Annotated in this window: 15 protein-coding genes; 4 read left to right on the top strand and 11 right to left on the bottom strand. The window is 72.1% G+C overall.

Annotated features, from left to right (window positions below; all coding sequences use genetic code 11):
• Positions 1 to 14: 14 nt before the first annotated feature.
• Positions 15 to 1,754, bottom strand: coding sequence for a glycerol-3-phosphate dehydrogenase/oxidase (locus tag ABLM29_RS00720; protein ID WP_502889129.1), 1,740 nt, complete (start codon positions 1,752 to 1,754; stop codon positions 15 to 17).
• Positions 1,755 to 1,857: 103 nt separating this feature from the next.
• Positions 1,858 to 3,378: a glycerol kinase GlpK gene (gene glpK, locus ABLM29_RS00715; RefSeq protein WP_349711460.1), complete on the bottom strand. Its 1,521-nt coding sequence runs from the start codon at positions 3,376 to 3,378 to the stop codon at positions 1,858 to 1,860.
• 136 nt (positions 3,379 to 3,514) lie between these two features.
• Between glpK and ABLM29_RS00710 the strand changes: the two genes are divergently transcribed.
• Both ABLM29_RS00710 and ABLM29_RS00705 read left to right on the top strand, forming a co-directional pair.
• Positions 3,515 to 4,312, top strand: a complete 798-nt coding sequence (locus ABLM29_RS00710; protein ID WP_349711458.1) for an ABC transporter ATP-binding protein — start codon at positions 3,515 to 3,517, stop codon at positions 4,310 to 4,312.
• An 11-nt stretch (positions 4,313 to 4,323) separates the two neighbouring features.
• Positions 4,324 to 6,864 carry an ABC transporter permease gene (locus ABLM29_RS00705; RefSeq protein ID WP_349711456.1) on the top strand — a complete coding sequence of 847 codons (2,541 nt, stop codon included), beginning with the start codon at positions 4,324 to 4,326 and terminating at the stop codon, positions 6,862 to 6,864.
• Between the two features lie 48 nt (positions 6,865 to 6,912).
• Here ABLM29_RS00705 and abc-f read toward each other — a convergent pair whose 3' ends face one another.
• The 4 genes from abc-f to ABLM29_RS00685 all read right to left on the bottom strand — a co-directional run bounded on the left by abc-f (position 6,913) and on the right by ABLM29_RS00685 (position 12,090).
• Positions 6,913 to 8,511, bottom strand: coding sequence for a ribosomal protection-like ABC-F family protein (gene abc-f / locus ABLM29_RS00700; protein ID WP_349711454.1), 1,599 nt, complete (start codon positions 8,509 to 8,511; stop codon positions 6,913 to 6,915).
• Between the two features lie 97 nt (positions 8,512 to 8,608).
• A complete protein-coding gene (locus tag ABLM29_RS00695) occupies positions 8,609 to 9,514 on the bottom strand; it encodes a phosphotransferase family protein (RefSeq protein ID WP_349711452.1) in 906 nt (301 codons plus the stop codon).
• 9 nt (positions 9,515 to 9,523) lie between these two features.
• Positions 9,524 to 11,143, bottom strand: a complete 1,620-nt coding sequence (locus ABLM29_RS00690; RefSeq protein ID WP_349711451.1) for an ABC transporter permease — start codon at positions 11,141 to 11,143, stop codon at positions 9,524 to 9,526.
• Positions 11,140 to 12,090, bottom strand: coding sequence for an ABC transporter ATP-binding protein (locus ABLM29_RS00685; protein ID WP_349711449.1), 951 nt, complete (start codon positions 12,088 to 12,090; stop codon positions 11,140 to 11,142). Before ABLM29_RS00685 ends, ABLM29_RS00690 begins: the two co-directional genes overlap by 4 nt.
• A 61-nt stretch (positions 12,091 to 12,151) precedes the next feature.
• Between ABLM29_RS00685 and ABLM29_RS00680 the strand changes: the two genes are divergently transcribed.
• Positions 12,152 to 12,622: a GNAT family N-acetyltransferase gene (locus ABLM29_RS00680; protein ID WP_349711448.1), complete on the top strand. Its 471-nt coding sequence runs from the start codon at positions 12,152 to 12,154 to the stop codon at positions 12,620 to 12,622.
• A gap of 7 nt (positions 12,623 to 12,629) precedes the next feature.
• Here the strand turns inward: ABLM29_RS00680 and ABLM29_RS00675 are convergent, their stop codons facing one another.
• Positions 12,630 to 13,253: an acVLRF1 family peptidyl-tRNA hydrolase gene (locus ABLM29_RS00675; protein ID WP_349711446.1), complete on the bottom strand. Its 624-nt coding sequence runs from the start codon at positions 13,251 to 13,253 to the stop codon at positions 12,630 to 12,632.
• Between the two features lie 62 nt (positions 13,254 to 13,315).
• On the opposite strand from ABLM29_RS00675, the gene ABLM29_RS00670 reads away from it, so the two are divergent.
• Positions 13,316 to 13,825 (top strand): SRPBCC family protein, encoded by a 510-nt coding sequence (locus ABLM29_RS00670; protein WP_349711848.1) that lies wholly within the window; start codon positions 13,316 to 13,318, stop codon positions 13,823 to 13,825.
• On the opposite strand, the gene ABLM29_RS00665 is transcribed toward ABLM29_RS00670, so the two are convergent.
• The 4 genes from ABLM29_RS00665 to ABLM29_RS00650 form a co-directional block, all read right to left on the bottom strand.
• Positions 13,813 to 14,271, bottom strand: a complete 459-nt coding sequence (locus ABLM29_RS00665) for a hypothetical protein (RefSeq protein WP_349711445.1) — start codon at positions 14,269 to 14,271, stop codon at positions 13,813 to 13,815. The genes ABLM29_RS00670 and ABLM29_RS00665 overlap by 13 nt on opposite strands.
• Before the next feature lie 154 nt (positions 14,272 to 14,425).
• Positions 14,426 to 14,788 carry a metal-sulfur cluster assembly factor gene (locus ABLM29_RS00660; protein WP_502889141.1) on the bottom strand — a complete coding sequence of 121 codons (363 nt, stop codon included), beginning with the start codon at positions 14,786 to 14,788 and terminating at the stop codon, positions 14,426 to 14,428.
• Positions 14,789 to 14,845: 57 nt separating this feature from the next.
• Entirely contained in the window at positions 14,846 to 15,304 is a 459-nt protein-coding gene (gene sufU / locus ABLM29_RS00655) for a Fe-S cluster assembly sulfur transfer protein SufU (protein WP_349711441.1), read from the bottom strand.
• 2 nt (positions 15,305 to 15,306) lie between these two features.
• Positions 15,307 to 16,575 (bottom strand): cysteine desulfurase, encoded by a 1,269-nt coding sequence (locus ABLM29_RS00650; RefSeq protein ID WP_349711439.1) that lies wholly within the window; start codon positions 16,573 to 16,575, stop codon positions 15,307 to 15,309.
• Positions 16,576 to 16,598: the final 23 nt, after the last annotated feature.

Genomic DNA, 16,598 nt, shown 5'->3' with positions numbered 1-16,598 from the left:
CCCCGGCGGCCCCGCTACTCGACCGCGGCCACCTGGGTGACGGGCACGACGTCTGGCGCACCCTTGCGGGCGGCATCGGCGGTGTGGTCGTCGGGCTGGCGCTGGCTCTCGCGCTCGGCCTCGACGCGCTTGACGTAGTGCTCGACCTCGCGGGCGGTCTGGTCGGCGTCCCAGCCGAGGTGCCCGCGCACCAGCTCCGCGACGTAGGGGGCGGCGGCGACGCCGCGGTCGAAGGTCTCGAACGAGATCCGGGTCCGCCGGGTCAGGATGTCGTCGAGGTGCCGTGCCCCCTCGTGGGTCACGGCGTACACGGCCTCGACCGCCAGGTAGTCCTCGGCACCGGTCAGCGGCTCGCCCAGGACCGGCTCGGCGGCCACGATGTCGAGCACCTCCAGCACCAGGGACCCGTAGCGCTCCAGCAGGTGCTCGACCCGGTTCACCGCGAGCCCCGAGTTGCGGGCCAGCTGCCGGCGCTGGTTCCAGAGCGCCTGGTAGCCGTCGGCGCCCACGAGCGGGACGTTCTCGGTCACGCACGCGCCGACCGTCCGGCCCTGCACCGACTCCAGCCCGTGCACGGCCTCGTCGACGGCGTCGGCGGCCATCACCCGGTAGGTCGTGTACTTGCCGCCGGCCACCACCACGAGTCCGGGGACACCGTGCGCCACGGCGTGCTCCCGCGAGAGCTTCGACGTCGCGTCGCTCTCCCCCGCCAGCAGCGGCCGCAGGCCGGCGTACACGCCCTCGACGTCGTCGCGGCTCAGTGGCACCTCCAGCACGTCGTTGACCCGGTCGAGCAGGTAGTCGATGTCGCGCGAGCTGGCCGCCGGGTGGTCCTTGGAGAGCTCCCAGTCGGTGTCGGTGGTGCCGATGATCCAGTGCCGCTTCCAGGGGATCACGAAGAGCACGGACTTCTCGGTCCGCAGGATCAGGCCGGTCTCGCCGCGGATCCGGTCCCGCGGCACGACGAGGTGGATGCCCTTGCTGGACCGGACGTGGAACTGGGCCCGCTCGCGGGCCATGGCCTGCGTCTCGTCGGTCCACACGCCGGTGGCGTTGATGACCTGGGAGGCGCGGATGGTGAACCGGCGACCGGTCTCGAGGTCGATCACCTCGGCGCCGACCACCCGCTCGCTCTCCTTGACCAGTCCGAGGACGCGGGTGCGGGAGGCGACGGCGGCGCCGTAGGTGGCCGCGGTGCGGGCGAGGAACATGGTGTGCCGCGCGTCGTCCACCTGGGCGTCGTAGTAGCGGATCGCCCCGACCAGCGCGTCCTTGCGGAGCGACGGAAACGCCTTGCGCGCCCCGTGCCGCGTGAGGTGCCGGTGCAGCGGCGTGGTGTCGCCGTAGCCGCTGAACCGGGACATGGCGTCGTAGAGGGCGACGCCGGCGCCGGCGTACCAGCGCTCCCAGCCGCGGCCGGTGAGCGGGTAGAGGAACGGCACGGGCCGGACGAGGTGCGGCGCGAGCCGCTGCATCAGCAGTCCGCGCTCCTTGAGCGCCTCGGCGACCAGCCGGAAGTCGAGCATCTCCAGGTACCGCAGGCCCCCGTGGACCAGCTTGGAGCTGCGGCTCGACGTGCCGGAGGCGAAGTCACGCGCCTCGACCAGCCCGACCGACAGCCCGCGGGTCGCGGCGTCGAGCGCCGCACCGCCACCGACGACGCCTCCGCCGATCACCAGCACGTCGAGCTGCGTGGAGGCCATCCGCCGGAGGGCGGCCGAACGGGCGCGGGGCGAGAGTGACGCGGGTTGCATGGGTGTCTCCCTGTGGCGACTGGTTCCGACGGCTGGGTACGGCGGCTGGGTACGGCGTCGTGCTGCTGCGGGGTGGGGCTACCGGGCGGGGCCGGGCGAGCGCTCAGACCTCGACCCAGTCGAGCGTCCGCTCGACGGCCTTCTTCCACTGCGCGTAGCCGGCTGCCCGCCGCTCGTCGCCCCATTGCGGCTCCCAGCGGGTGTCCTCGCGCCAATTCTGGCGCAGCTCATCGGTCGATCCCCAGTAACCCACCGAGAGCCCCGCCGCGTAGGCGGCTCCCAGCGCGGTGGTCTCCGGCACCTCGGGTCGGCTCACGGGCACGCCCAGCACGTCCGCCTGGATCTGCATGCAGAGGCTGTTGAGGGTCACGCCACCGTCCACCTTGAGCACCTCCAGGGCGACTCCGGAGTCGGCGCTCATCGCCTCGACGACGTCGCGGGACTGGTAGCAGATCGCCTCCAGCGTGGCCCGCGCCAGGTGGGCGTTGGTGTTGAACCGGGAGAGCCCGACGATCGCGCCGCGGGCGTCGGAGCGCCAGTAGGGCGCGAAGAGGCCGGAGAACGCGGGCACGAAGTAGACGCCGCCGTTGTCCTCGACCTGGCGGGCCAGCGCCTCCGACTCGGCGGCTCCGCTGATGATGCCGAGCTGGTCGCGCAGCCACTGGACCGCGGACCCGGTGACCGCGATCGACCCCTCCAGGGCGTAGACGCAGTCCTCGTCGCCGAACTTGTACGCCGGCGTCGTCAGCAGGCCGGACCGGGACCGGACGATCTCGGTGCCGGTGTTGAGCAGCATGAAGTTGCCGGTGCCGTAGGTGTTCTTCGCCTCCCCCGGCGCGAAGCAGACCTGCCCGACCGTCGCGGCCTGCTGGTCGCCGAGGATGCCCGTGATCGGGACCTCGCCGCGGAACGGGCCGCTGGTCCGCGTGTGGCCGTAGGGCTCCGTCGCGGACGACTCCCGGATCTCCGGCAGCATCACCCGCGGGACGCCGAAGAGGTCGAGCAGCTCGGCGTCCCAGTCGAGCGTCTCGAGGTCCATCAGCATCGTCCGGCTGGCGTTGGTGACGTCGGTGACGTGCACACCGCCCTCGACGCCGCCGGTCAGGTTCCACAGGATCCAGGTGTCGGGGGTGCCGAACAGCGCGTCTCCGGACTCCGCCTTCTCCCGCAGGCCGTCGACGTTCTCCAGCAGCCATCGCAGCTTGCCGCCGGCGAAGTACGGCGCCGGCGGCAGGCCCGCGCGCTCCCGGATCAGGTCGCCGTTGCCGTCCCGCTCCAGCGCCGCCGCGATCGCGTCGGTGCGGGTGTCCTGCCAGACGATCGCGTTGTGCAGCGGACGGCCCGTCCGGCGGTCCCAGACGATCGTCGTCTCGCGCTGGTTGGTGATCCCGATCGCCGCGAGGTCCTCGTGCGAGAGGCCGGCCTGACCGAGCGCGGTCTGGACCACCGAGGAGGTCCGCTCCCAGATCTCGACCGGGTTGTGCTCGACCCAGCCCGCGCGCGGGAGGATCTGCTGGTGCTCGAGCTGGTGGTGGGCCACGACCCGGCCACCGTGGTCGAAGACCATGAAACGGGTGCTGGTCGTGCCCTGGTCGATCGCGCCGACGTACCGCGGCTGTGCCATGGCGACACTCTGGCACAGGCCCGCGACGCATCCGTCGCAGGTTCGCGGTGCGGGCGGGCCACCCGGGACCTACCCTGAGGGCGCCTCAGGGTCGATCCCGATGGCAGGTGTCGGCCCGTTCGGGCAGGCTGGTGCCATGACCAGTGCTCCGGCGTCCTCGCCTGCCCCCAGCACCGCCACCGATGCCCCGGCCGCCCGCGCGGTGGACCTGCGCAAGACCTACGGTTCCGGCGACTCCGCCGTGCACGCCCTCGACGGCGTCACCCTCGACCTCGCGGCGGGCCGGTTCACCGCGATCATGGGGCCCTCGGGCTCCGGCAAGTCGACCCTGATGCACTGCATGGCCGCGCTGGACGCACCGACCTCGGGCGACGTCGAGGTCGACGGCGTCGACCTGGGCCGCCTCAAGGACAAGGCGCTGACCACGCTGCGGCGCGAGCGGATCGGCTTCGTCTTCCAGGCGTTCAACCTGGTCCCCACGCTGACCGCGAAGGAGAACATCCTCCTGCCGCTCAACCTGGCCGGCCAGAAGCCCGACCAGGAGTGGTTCGACACCGTGATCGACGCGGTGGGGCTGCGGGACCGGCTCGGGCACCGTCCCAGCGAGATGTCCGGCGGCCAGCAGCAGCGGGTCGCCTGCGCGCGGGCGCTGGTCAGCAAGCCGTCGATCGTCTTCGCCGACGAGCCGACCGGCAACCTGGACAGCACGTCGGGCGCCGAGGTGCTCTCGTTCCTGCGGCGCAGCGTCGACGACTTCGGCCAGACCGTCGTGATGGTCACCCACGACCCCGTCGCCGCGTCGTACTGCGACAGCGTGGTCTTCCTCGCCGACGGTCGCGTCGTCGACGAGCTCCACGACCCGGAGCGCGAGCAGATCCTCGAGCACATGACCCGGCTCCAGGACGTCGCCGCAGCGCGCCGCGCCGAGGCCTGAGGCGGCCCGGCGTGATCAAGCTGACCCTGCGCAACCTGCTGGCCCGCAAGGTCCGGCTGGTGATGAGCGGCCTGGCCATCGTGCTCGGCGTCGCGTTCCTCTCCGGCGTGCTCGTCTTCAGCAACGGCCTGTCCAGCACCTTCGACGGGATCATCAACGGCTCCACGCCCGACGGCGTCGTCCGTCCGGCGGAGTCCGACTCGTTCCAGGCCACGCCGGCCCAGACCACCGAGACGCTGACGCCCGCGGTGGCGCGCGAGCTGGCGGCGCTGCCGGAGATCGAGCGGGCCGACGGCGACGTGGTCGGGATCGGCATGAGCCTGCTCGCGTCCGACGGGACGCTGGTCGGCGGCACCGGAGCCCCGACCCTGGCGTTCAACTTCAACGGCGCGCCCAACATGGCCGGCGAGTCCCCGATGGAGCTGACCAGCGGCCGGTGGCCCGACGCACCGGGCGAGATCCTGCTCGACGACGCCGCCGCTGAGAACGGCGACTACGCGCTGGGCGACGAGGTCCTGCTGCTCGCGCCCTTCGGGGAGCCGGAGCGCAGCGCCACGCTGGTCGGCACCGGCGAGTTCAACGGCGGCGGTACGGCGGGCGCGACCCTGATGGTGTTCAGCACCCAGGGAGCCCAGGACCTCTTCCTGGAGGGCCGCGACGAGTACAACCAGATCACGCTCACCGCCGCCGAGGGCGTCACTCAGGAGGAGCTGGTCGCCGCGGCCGACACCGTGGTCCCCGGGGGCTGGGAGGCCGTCACCGGCGACCAGGTCGCCGACGAGTCGCAACAGGCCATCGGGCAGTTCCTCGACATCATCTCCACGTTCCTCCTGGTCTTCGCGATCATCGCCGTGATCGTCGGCGGGTTCATCATCGTCAACACGTTCACGATCCTCGTCGCGCAGCGCAGCCGCGAGCTGGCGCTGCTGCGGGCGCTCGGAGCGGCCAGACGGCAGGTCACCACGTCGGTGCTGCTCGAGGCCGTCGTGCTCGCGATCGTCGCGTCGACGATCGGCATCGGCCTGGGCTGGCTGCTGTCCCGGGGCCTGGCGGCGATCTTCCGCGCCGCCGGCCTCGACATCGCCAGCGACGCCCTCACCCTCGGCGGCCAGGCGATCCTGGTCAGCTATGCGGTCGGCATCGGGGTCACCCTGGTCGCCGCCTACCTGCCGGCACGACGCGCCGGCAAGGTGGCGCCCGTCGCCGCGATGCGCCTGGACTCCACGCCCGAGCGCGGCTCCCTGCGCCGCCGGACGATCATCGGCGGACTGCTGCTGGCGCTGGGGGCCGGCGCGGCCGTGCTGGGCGTCGTCGGGGGCCCCGGCCCGGACGCACTGTGGATCGGCGTCGCGGCGGTGATCTGGATCCTCACCGTCGCCGCGATCGCCTCGGTGGTCGGGCATCCGGTCCTGGCGCTCTGCCGCAGCCTGTTCGGCGCCGTCTTCGGCACCACCGGCCGGCTCGCGGGCGAGAACGCGCTGCGCGACCCGCGCCGTACCGGGGCGACCGCGTCGGCCCTGATGATCGGTCTCGCCCTGGTCTCCACGATCGGGGTCCTCGCCGCCTCGCTGAACGCCTCCGTCGACGACCTGGTCGACGAGGAGTTCACCTCGGACTACCTGGTCCAGAGCTCGAACTTCCTGCCCTTCTCCACCGACGTCGGCGACCGACTCGCCGAGGTGGACGGCGTCGACCTGGTGAGCCGACAGCAGTGGACCGCGGCCCAGCTGGGCGAGGACACCGTGCTCGTCGCCGGCAACGACAGCGCCTTCGACGAGATCTACGAGCTGACGATGCTGGAGGGCACGCAGCAGGTGAGCGGGAACGAGGCCGTGATCACCGAGGACTTCGCGGCCGACCACGACCTCGGCGTCGGCTCGCAGCTCATGCTGAGCTTCCTCGCCGGCAAGGGCCTCGACCTCACGGTCGTCGGCATCGCGGAGACATCCGTGGCCACCGCCGAGATCAGCGTCCCCCTCGACCTCCTGGCCACGGTCGACATCCCGCGGCAGGACACCAACCTCTCGATCACCCTCGCGCCGGGCGCGGACCCGACCACCGTCGGCGATGCCCTCGACGAGGCGGCCAAGTCGACGCCGATCGTCGCCGTCAACGACAAGGAGGAGTTCTCCGACTCCATCCGCGGCCAGGTCAACCAGCTGCTCTACATGATCTACGGCCTGCTGGCGCTCGCGATCGTCATCGCCGTGATCGGGATCGTGAACACGCTCGGCCTCTCCGTGATCGAACGGACCCGCGAGATCGGCCTCCTCCGCGCGATCGGGATGAGCCGGGCCCGCCTGCGCCGGATGATCACCCTGGAGTCGGTGGCCATCGCGATCCTGGGCGCCGTGCTGGGCATGGTGCTGGGCGTGCTGATCGGCGTGCTGCTGCGCGAGTCGCTGAAGGACGACCTCACCAGCCTCGGGCTGCCGCTCGGGAGCCTGGCGGTGTTCCTCGGGATCTCGATCGTCGTGGGCGTGCTCGCCGCGGTGATCCCCGCGATCCGCGCGGCGCGGCTCAACGTGCTGGCGGCCATCGCCTCGGAGTGACTGCTCGCCGAGTCGGCAGGAAGTTTCTGCCGACTCGGCGCCGCTGCCTCAGGCCAGGCTGACCAGGTCGGCGTAATCGGCGTTCCAGAGGTCCTCGACGCCGTCGGGGAGGATCAGCACCCGGTCCGGCTCGAGGGCGTGGACGGCGCCCTCGTCGTGGGTGACCAGGATGATCGCGCCCTCGTAGCGCCGGATCGCGCTGAGCACCTCCTCGCGGGAGGCCGGGTCGAGGTTGTTGGTCGGCTCGTCGAGCAGCAGCACGTTGGCGGCCGAGACGACGAGCGAGGCCAGGGCGAGCCGGGTCTTCTCGCCACCGGAGAGCACGCCGGCGGGCTTGTGGACGTCGTCGCCGCTGAACAGGAACGAGCCGAGCACGGAGCGCGCCTCGGTGTCGGTCAGCTCCGGGGCGGAGGACTGCATGTTCTCCAGCACCGTGCGGCCGACGTCGAGCGTCTCGTGCTCCTGGGCGTAGTAGCCGACCTTGAGGCCGTGACCCGGGATCACCATGCCGGTGTCGGGCGCGTCGACGCCGGCGAGGATCCGCAGCATCGTCGTCTTGCCGGCACCGTTGAGGCCGAGGATGACCACCCGGGAGCCCTTGTCGATGGCGAGGTCGACGGCGGTGAACACCTCGAGCGCGCCGTAGGACTTCGACAGGTCCCGCGCGGTGAGCGGGGTCTTGCCGCACGCCGCAGGGGTCGGGAACTTGATCGCCGCGACCTTGTCGGACTGACGCTCACCCTCGACGCCGTCGAGCAGCCGCTCGGCACGCTTCAGCATCTGCTGCGCGGCGCTCGCCTTGGTGGCCTTGGCGCGCATCTTGTTGGCCTGGTCGGTGAGGGTCTTGGCCTTGTTCTGCGCGTTCATCATCTCGCGCTTGCGCCGGGCCTCGTCGGTCTCGCGCTGCGTGAGGTAGTTGCGCCACCCCATGTTGTAGACGTCGATGACCGCCCGGTTCGCGTCGAGGTGGTAGACCTTGTTGACGGTCTCCTCGAGCAGCTCGTTGTCGTGGGAGATCACGATGAAGCCGCCCTTGTAGGACTTCATCCAGTCGCGCAGCCAGGTGATCGAGTCGGCGTCGAGGTGGTTCGTCGGCTCGTCGAGGATCAGCACCTCGGCGCTGGAGAAGAGGATCCGGGCGAGCTCGACGCGGCGGCGCTGGCCGCCCGAGAGGGTGCCGAGCTCCTGGCCCATCAGCCGGTCGGGGATGCCCAGGCTCTGCGCGATCTGGAGCGCCTCGGTCTCGGCCGCGTAGCCGCCGCCGGCGTCGAGCTCGTCCTGCGCGCGCTGGAAGCGCCGCATGGCCTTCTCGCGCACGGTCCCGTCGTCGGAGCCCATGGCCACCTCGGCCTCGCGCATCCGGCGTACGGCGTCGTCGAGGCCGCGCGCGGAGAGGATCCGGTCGCGGACGATGACCGAGGGGTCGCCGACCCGCGGGTCCTGCGGCAGGTAGCCGATCTCCCCGCTGTTGCTGACGGAGCCGGACGCGGGCAGTACGTCGCCGGCGAGCACCTTGGTGAGCGTCGTCTTGCCGGCGCCGTTGCGCCCGACCAGACCGACCTTGTCACCGGGACCCACCCGGAAGCTGACGTTCTCCATGAGGAGCCGCGCACCGACTCGAACCTCGACCTGGTGCACCGTGATCATGACGGGCCCGATCCTCCCATGCTGGACGCCCCCGACCCGCATCTGCGCGGCCGGGTGGGACGAGGGTCACGCCACCGCCGGACCCGGGCGAGCGACGTCAGCCGCCGATCAGCGCCTCGATCATCGGGAACGTCCGCTGCAGGTTGCGCAGGTGCGGCGCCACCGCGGGGTGCCGGTACTTCGACGCGAGTGCGCCCTCGCCCTGGGCGACCCGGGCCAGCGCCCACTCCGCACGGGTCAGGGCGGTGAGCACCGCGACGACGCGGGCCCCGGCGAGCACCGCGTCCCGGTCCGCGACCTCCGGCGGCAGGCCGAGCAGGTAGGCGTCCAGCAACGGCTCGAAGTCCTCGCGCGCCGACAGCGCCAGGTAGCCCAGGTCGCCGCCCACGGGGCCGATCCCCAGCGTGCCCCAGTCGATCGCGATGGCGTCGTCCCCGTCGCGACCGGGCAGGTTGGCGGCCGTCGGATCACCGTGCTGCGGCACCTGGGGAAGCGTGTCCAGCAGGTCGAGGAGCCGCTCGCGGCCGCGCCAGAGGTGGTCCGCGACGTCGGCGACCGTGGTCCGGGCCAGGGTCGGCCACCCGCCCCGCCGTGCCACGCGGTCCATCCGGTCACGCAGCAGGCGCCTCGCGAGGAACCGGGGCCGGGGCAGGTCGCTGCCCGCGAACCGTCCCAGCGCCACGGCGCAGAAGAGGCCGCTGTTGGCGTCGTCCTCGACCCAGTCCCGGGTGATCGTGACGCCCTCGTCATCCTCCTCGACGGCCGCCGCGGGGCTGCGCAGCCCCGGGGTCCGCAGCGTGAGGCCGGTCATCAGGACATCGGCCTCGCGCCGCCAGTAGCCGACGTGCTCGGGGTTCGACAGCTCGGCCGGGTCGCCCGGCAGCGGCGCGCCGAGCCGCTTCACGACGACCGGGCGGCCGCCCATCGCCGTGCGCCACACCCCGACCGTCGACGTGCCGGAGCCGCCCGGAAGGGCCAGCCACTCCGGCTCGGGCTGCCACATGCGGCGAAACTAGCCGATGTCGCGCCGCCGGAACGCCATTTGGCCCGCGAACGACAGCAGCGCCGCGATCGCCGCGACGAGCAGCACCGGCACGGCGTCGAAGTCCTCCACCGGCATCAGGGGCATGTGGTCGAACGGCGACACCCCCTGGAGCCAGTCCGGGAACTTGAGGAACTCGCCGAAGATCAGCACGACCACGCAGAACACGAGGGCGAGCCAGCCGACCAGCAGCAGCCGCGGGGCGACGCCGTACACCAGCCTCGCGATCCCGCTGAGGACGAGCACGGGCGGCAGGTACAGCAGCGCCGGCACGCCGTACCGCGCCAGCGCGTCCCAGTCGCCGGTGGTCGCGGCGTACCCGAGCCCGAGGCCGAGGCCGCCGCCCGCGAGCACCACCAGCGTGCCGAGCACGGTGACCGTGACGTGGCCGAGCAGCCAGCCCGACCGGCTGAGGCCGGTGGCGAGGAGCGACTCCATGTGCCCGTCGTCCTCCTCCGATCGCGGCCGCTGGACCGAGGAGATCGCGAACCCGCTGCCGATCAGGGCGAGGATCACCAGTGACGTCGAGTAGAAGGCGTCGACGAGGTTCAGCGCTCCCCCGCCCGCCATCGCGTCCAGGGCGAACTGGTTGTCCCCGAGCAGGTCCTTCACGCTGTCGCCCATGGCGCCGTAGGCCAGTCCGGTCATGAACAGGCCCGCCGTCCAGCCGTAGACGCTGCCCCGCTGCAGCCGCCAGGCGAGGCCGAGGCCCGATTGCAGCCCCGCACCGGCGCGCGGCGGGCCGGGACGGCTGACCAGGATGCCGGCACCGACGTCGCGGCGCTCGAAGAGCAGGTTCCCCACGACGGCGGCGACGACGGCGGCGACGACCAGGAGCGCGAGGGGCCACCAGCGCAGGCCCGAGTAGGGGTACATCTGCTGGTACCAGCCGATGGGCGAGAACCAGGTGAGCACGCCGTTGCCGACGTCGCCGACGGCGCGCAGCACGTACGACGCGCCGATCACCACGCCGGCGATGCCGTACATGCCGCGAGCGCTGGTGGTCAGCTGCGCCGCGATCAGGGCGGTGCCGCTGAAGACCCAGCCGACCGCGGTCAGGCCGACGCCGGTGGCAACGCTGTCGGGGATCGAGAGCGGCATCCCCTTGAGGTGGGAGTCGACGTGGAGCGTGAACAGGCTGAGCGTGAGCACCGCCCCCATCACGACGCTGGCGATGAGCGCGACGCCGAACGCGGCGACCAGCGGGGCGTGCCGGCCGATCGGGGCACCCCGGATGAGCTCGTCGCGGCCGGTCTCCTCGTCGACGCGGGTGTGCCGCCCGACCAGGAACATGCTCATCAGGCCGACCACCACCGCGCCCATGGCGCTGGCCTGCCAGAAGATCTGTCCGCCGACGGTGTCCAGGGCGCGGGCGGGGCCGAGCATCGCGATGAAGGCGGCGTTCCCGTCGAGGCTCGCCGCGGCGCGGTCGAGCTCGCCCTGGGTGGCGTAGACGCCGGCCAGGCCCGCGCCCTGCGACCAGTACAGGAACGCGGCGCCGAGGCTCCACCACAGGATCATCCACTTGTCGCGCCACAGGTGGCTGCGCAGCAGCAGGCCCGTGCCGACCAGGCTCGCGGAGGCGCTCACGGGGTGGCCCCCGACTCGGCGGGCGCCCCTCCGGTGGCCGTGGGAGCCTCGATCTCGTCGCCGTAGTGGCGCAGGAAGAGCTCCTCGAGCGTCGGCGGCTGCGAGATCAGGGTGCGGACGCCGACCCGGTGCAACGCGCCGAGCACCTCGTTGAGCTGGTCGGTCTCGACCTGGCAGCGCAGCCGGTCGCCGTCGATCTCGACGTCGTGGACCGCCGCGTGCTCGGCGATGCTCGCCGGCGATCCGGTGATCACCACGTCCAGCGAGGTCCTGGTCAGGTGGCGCAGGTCGGCCAGGGAGCCGGACTCGACGATCCGGCCGGACCGGATGATGCTGACCCTGTCCCCCAGCTTCTCGACCTCGGCCAGGATGTGGCTGCTGAGCAGCACGCTGCCGCCATTGTCGCGGAACTCGTCGACCAGGGCCGTGAAGGTCTCCTCCTTGAGCGGGTCCAGGCCCGACGTCGGCTCGTCGAGGAGGAGCAGCTCGGTCTCGGCCGCCAGCGCGGCGACGAGCGCCACCTTCTGCCGGTTGCCCTTGGAGTAGCTGCGGCCGCGCTTGGTCGGGTCGAGCTCGAACATCTCGATCAGCTCGTCGCGCCGCCGGGGGTCGAGGCCGCCGCGCAGGCGTCCCAGCAGGTCGATCGCCTCACCACCGGTCAGGTTCGGCCAGAGACTGACGTCGCCCGGCACGTAGGCGAGGCGCCGGTGCAGCGCAGCCGCCTCCCGCCAGGGGTCGCCGCCGAACATCCGCACCTCGCCGGAGTCCCGGCGGAGCAGGCCGAGCAGCACCCGCAGGGTGGTCGACTTCCCGGCGCCGTTGGGCCCGAGGAAGCCGTGCACCTCCCCGCGGCGCACCTCCAGGTCCAGCCCGTCGAGGGCGCGGACGGGACCGAAGGTCTTGACCAGGTCACGGATCTCGATGACGGCGTCGCCGGCGCTCTGCATGAGGGTGACGCTACACAGGCCCGCCGGCTCCCGTGCGGCATGCGACGCCTAGCATTTCGCCATGCAGATCTCTCTCGACGATCCGCGCCGCGACGACGTGCTGGCGCTGCTCACCGAGCACCTGGACGACATGTACGCCACGTCGCCCGCCGAGAGCGTGCACGCGCTGGACCCCGACGCGCTCGCCCGACCCGAGATCTCGTTCTGGACGCTGCGCGAGGACGGCGCCCTGCTGGGCTGCGCGGCGCTCAAGGAGCTCGACCCGGCCCACGCGGAGATCAAGTCGATGCGCTCGGCGAACGCGGCGCGACGGCGCGGCGTCGGCGTACGGCTGCTGGACCACCTGGTCGCGGTCGCGCGCGAGCGGGGCTACGCCCGGCTGAGCCTGGAGACCGGCACCGAGGACTACTTCCTCCCGGCGCGCACCCTCTACGGGTCGCGGGGCTTCGTGGCGTGCGAGCCGTTCGCGGACTACACGCACGACCCCAACAGCGCCTTCCTCACCCTGGAGCTGGCGGCGGCGAGCGCCTGACGCGCTCCTAGCGGCCGGCGTTGGCGACCTCGACCGAGATCGAGCAGGCGTCCACCACCGCCTGCTCGAGCACGCTGCGGCGCGGGTCGGGCACCGGCAGCCACGGCCCGACGACGGTGGCGCCCTCCAGGCGCGGATCGCTCAGGACCGCGTCGACGGCCGCGTGGTCGCCGCCGGCGAGCAGGAGGTCCACCCGCCCCTCGTCGACCAGGATCCGTACGGCGTGGCCGGCCGCCGCCTCGTAGGCCTCGCGCGCCTGGTTGTCCCGGCGCCGCGCGAAGCGCTGCTGGGACTGTCCGCCCGCCTTCGTGCGGCCCTGCACGTGACGCTGCCCGACCTTGGACGCCTCGATCACGCCACCGGCGAGGCGGGCGACCGCGAACCCGCCCTTGCGCACCAGCAGGACGCCCCAGGCGGCCGGCGGCGCGGCCGCGGCCGCGAACGCGGCGGCGTCGGCCTCGCCGTCGTACCGCCGCTCGAACGGGAGTCGCGCGCGGAACCAGGAGCCGTCGTCGGCGCTCCCGCACAGCGCGCCGTCCTCGACCCGCAGCGCCACGCCCGTGCGGTCCCTCCCGAAGCCGGCGACCCAACGCTCCCAGCGTGCCGCGGCGACCGTGACCTCCCTCGTCATCCCTCTCCTCCACTCCCCTCGCCCGGAACGAGAACCTGTTCTAGTCTCGATCCGTGACGACCATGCACCCGTGCGAACGCGTCGGCCTCGACTTCCTCGAGACCGCGCCCCACCGCTACGCCAACAGCGTCGACCTGGCGATCACCCCGGCACAGCTGTGGGAGGTGCTCGCCGACGCCGACTCCTGGCCGCGCTGGGCCAACGTGATCACCGACGTCGAGTGGACCACACCCGAGCCGCGCGGCGTCGGCACCATGCGGACGGTGACGATGCGCGGGCGGATGATCGGCGCGGAGGAGTTCCTGGCCTGGGACGAGCACGCCCGGATGGCGTTCCGGTTCAACGAGGCGTCGAGCCGGATGGTGACCGCGTTCGCGGAGAACTACGACATCGTGCCCACGCCGGAGGGATGCCGGGTCACCTGGACCCTGGCGCTCGACGTGCGCGGGCCGTCGCGGTGGACGATGCCGCTGGCGGCGCCGCTGATGAACCGGACGTTCCAGAGGTTCCTGAGGAACCTGCGGGCCTACACCGATGAGCGGTACGGCACCGGGGCCGCTCACTCCTCGTAGAGCACCTTCAGCCGTTCGACCACGACCTGACCGTCCGGCCCGACCGCGCCCGGGAACGCCTCGGCGTCGATCAGCCCGGCGACGTCGACCTGGTGCGGCGCCATCACCTCGACCGACCGGGTCGACACGAGGGCGCGCGGCCGGCCGGAACCGTCGAGCACGATGCCGAGGGTCCCGACGACCGGCGGGGCCTCGCCGTACTCGGCCGCCGGTACCGCCGTTGCATCCCGCTCGCCGGCGAGCAGCACGCCGAGCAGCCGGTCGGACTCGGCCGGGTCCTCACCGAAGGACCAGGTCGGGGGCGGGACCGACGCCAGCGGGGACGGCCCGAAGTACCCCGGCATCGTGGCCAGCTTCGCGCGCTCGCTCGCGACGGTCCAGAACCGCCGCACGCGCTCGTCCTCGCCGGCCTCGTCGACCGGGTCGTGCTCGATGCTGTCGGTCACGGTGCGACGGTAGCGCAGGCGTCGGAATCACCGGTCGACCGGTGATTCGGTCGCTTGACAGGCATTGCAGCGCCCGTCAAGCGACCGAAGCGCCTGTCCGCTGGGACGCACGGGGCGCCTGGGACCGCCAGCCCGGGGCGCGCGCGTCGCGCGCTCAGACGTTGAAGCCCAGCGCCCGCAGCTGCTCGCGGCCGTCCTCGGTGATCTTGTCCGGGCCCCACGGCGGCATCCAGACCCAGTTGATCGCCACGTCGTTGACCAGGCCCTCGAGGGCCATGGTGGTCTGGTCGGTGATGACGTCGGTCAGCGGGCAGGCCGCGGAGGTCAGCGTCATGTCGAGCACGACGTTGGAGGACTCGTCCAGGTGCACGTCGTAGACCAGGCCGAGGTCGACGACGTTGATCCCGAGCTCGGGGTCGACGACGTCCTTCATCGCCTCGGTGACGTCCTCGACGGTCGCGGTGGCGGTGCCGCCGGTCGCCTGGGGCACCTCGGGCAGGTCGGTGTTGTCGGTCACGTTCTCGGTCATGCTTCCTCCAGTGGTGGTGGTTTCGAGGCTCACTTCGTTCGCGCCTCAACCACCGGCTCGGGCGGTGGCGTCCTTGAACGCCATCCACGAGAGAAGGGCGCACTTGACGCGCGCGGGGAACTTGGCGACGCCGGCGAACGCGATGGCGTCCTCGAGGACGTCCTCGTCGGGCTCCACGGTGCCCTTGCCCTGCATCAGGGTCAGGAAGTCGCCGTGGACCGACATCGCCTCGGCCACGGTCTTGCCGACCAGCAGGTCGTGGAGGACGGACATGGACGCCTGCGAGATCGAGCAGCCGAGCGCGTCGTACGAGACGTCCTCGACGACCGCGTCGTCCCCCTCACCCGTCAGGTGGACGCGCAGCGTGATCTCGTCGCCGCAGGTCGGGTTGACGTGGTGCACCTCGGCCTCGAACGGCTCGCGCAGGCCCTTGCCGTGCGGGTGCTTGTAGTGGTCGAGGATGATCTCCTGGTAGAGAGCGTCCAGGTCCTGTGCGGACGACATGCTCAGCCCACCTTGAAGTACGAACGGGTGTAGTCGAGGGCCTCGACCAGGGCGTCGATCTCGGCCGGCGTCGTGTAGAGGTACGACGACATCCGGGTCGAGGACTGCACGCCGAACCGCGCGTGAGCCGGCTTCGCGCAGTGGTGCCCCGCCCGTACGGCGACGCCGCGGCTGTCCAGCACCTGCGCGATGTCGTGCGGGTGCACGCCGGCCAGCTCGAACGAGATCGCGCCGCCGCGCGGGCCCGACGCGTCGCGCGGGCCGAGCACGGTCAGCCCGGGGATGCTCTGGAGGCCCTCCAGCGCGTAGTCGGTGATAGTCCGCTCGTGCCGGTGGATCGCGTCCAGGCCGATGTGACCGAGGTACTCGACCGCGGCGCCGAGACCGATCGCCTCGACGATCGGCGGGGTCCCGGCCTCGAACTTGTGCGGGATGCCCGCGTAGGTCGAGCCCTCCATGCTCACGGTGGCGATCATCTCGCCGCCGCCGAGGAACGGCGGCAGTGCCTCGAGCACCTCGCGGGAGCCCCAGAGCACGCCGATGCCGGTGGGACCCACGACCTTGTGACCGGTGAAGACCAGCAGGTCGGGACGCTCGGCCGGGTCCATCCCGGCCAGGTCGATCGGCAGCTGCGGCGCGGCCTGCGACGCGTCGACGACGACGAGGGCGCCGACCGCGTGCGCCTTGCGGGCGATCTCAGCGATCGGGTTGACCGTTCCGAGCATGTTCGACACCCAGGTCAGCGTGACGACCTTGGTCCGCTCGGTGATCAGCTCGTCGATGTTCGACAGGTCCAGCAGGCCGTCGTCGGTGAGCGAGAACCAGCGCAGCGTCGCGCCGGTGCGCTGGGTGACCAGCTGCCACGGCACGATGTTGGAGTGGTGCTCCATCTCGGTGGTCACCACCTCGTCGCCGGGGCGCAACTGCCGCTCGCCGGGGAACGACAGGGTCTGCGCGACGAGGTTGAGCGCCTCGGAGGCGTTCTTGGTGAAGATCACCTCGTCCCGCTCGGGAGCACCGATGAACGCCGCGACCTTGTCGCGGGCGCCCTCGAACGCCTCCGTGGACTCCGCGCCCAGCTGGTGCATCGCCCGCGCGACGTTCGCGTTGTGCCGCTCGAGGTGGTCGACCATCGTGTCGATGACGACCTGCGGCTTCTGCGAGGTGTTCGCGCTGTCGAGGTAGACCAGCGGCATCCCGCCCGCGAGCGTGCGCTCGAGGATCGGGAAGTCCTTGCGGATGACCTCCAGCTCGGGGAGTAGTCCGTCCATCGGTGCTCCTTCGTGGAACGTGG

Origin of the sequence: Nocardioides sp. YIM 152588 (genome assembly GCF_040191335.1) — a bacterium.
Classification (GTDB): Bacteria; Actinomycetota; Actinomycetes; order Propionibacteriales; family Nocardioidaceae; genus Nocardioides.
The sequence above is the reverse complement of the archived record's forward strand: the minus strand, read 5'-3'. Positions and strand labels throughout refer to the sequence as shown.

Coding starts and splice junctions, on each gene's coding strand:
- ABLM29_RS00720 (WP_502889129.1), bottom strand. CDS start 1,754: ATGCAACCCGCGTCACTCTCGCCCCGCGCCCGTTCGGCCGCCCTCCGG.
- glpK (WP_349711460.1), bottom strand. CDS start 3,378: ATGGCACAGCCGCGGTACGTCGGCGCGATCGACCAGGGCACGACCAGC.
- ABLM29_RS00710 (WP_349711458.1), top strand. CDS start 3,515: ATGACCAGTGCTCCGGCGTCCTCGCCTGCCCCCAGCACCGCCACCGAT.
- abc-f (WP_349711454.1), bottom strand. CDS start 8,511: ATGATCACGGTGCACCAGGTCGAGGTTCGAGTCGGTGCGCGGCTCCTC.
- ABLM29_RS00695 (WP_349711452.1), bottom strand. CDS start 9,514: ATGTGGCAGCCCGAGCCGGAGTGGCTGGCCCTTCCGGGCGGCTCCGGC.
- ABLM29_RS00685 (WP_349711449.1), bottom strand. CDS start 12,090: ATGCAGAGCGCCGGCGACGCCGTCATCGAGATCCGTGACCTGGTCAAG.
- ABLM29_RS00680 (WP_349711448.1), top strand. CDS start 12,152: ATGCAGATCTCTCTCGACGATCCGCGCCGCGACGACGTGCTGGCGCTG.
- ABLM29_RS00675 (WP_349711446.1), bottom strand. CDS start 13,253: ATGACGAGGGAGGTCACGGTCGCCGCGGCACGCTGGGAGCGTTGGGTC.
- ABLM29_RS00670 (WP_349711848.1), top strand. CDS start 13,316: ATGCACCCGTGCGAACGCGTCGGCCTCGACTTCCTCGAGACCGCGCCC.
- sufU (WP_349711441.1), bottom strand. CDS start 15,304: ATGTCGTCCGCACAGGACCTGGACGCTCTCTACCAGGAGATCATCCTC.
- ABLM29_RS00650 (WP_349711439.1), bottom strand. CDS start 16,575: ATGGACGGACTACTCCCCGAGCTGGAGGTCATCCGCAAGGACTTCCCG.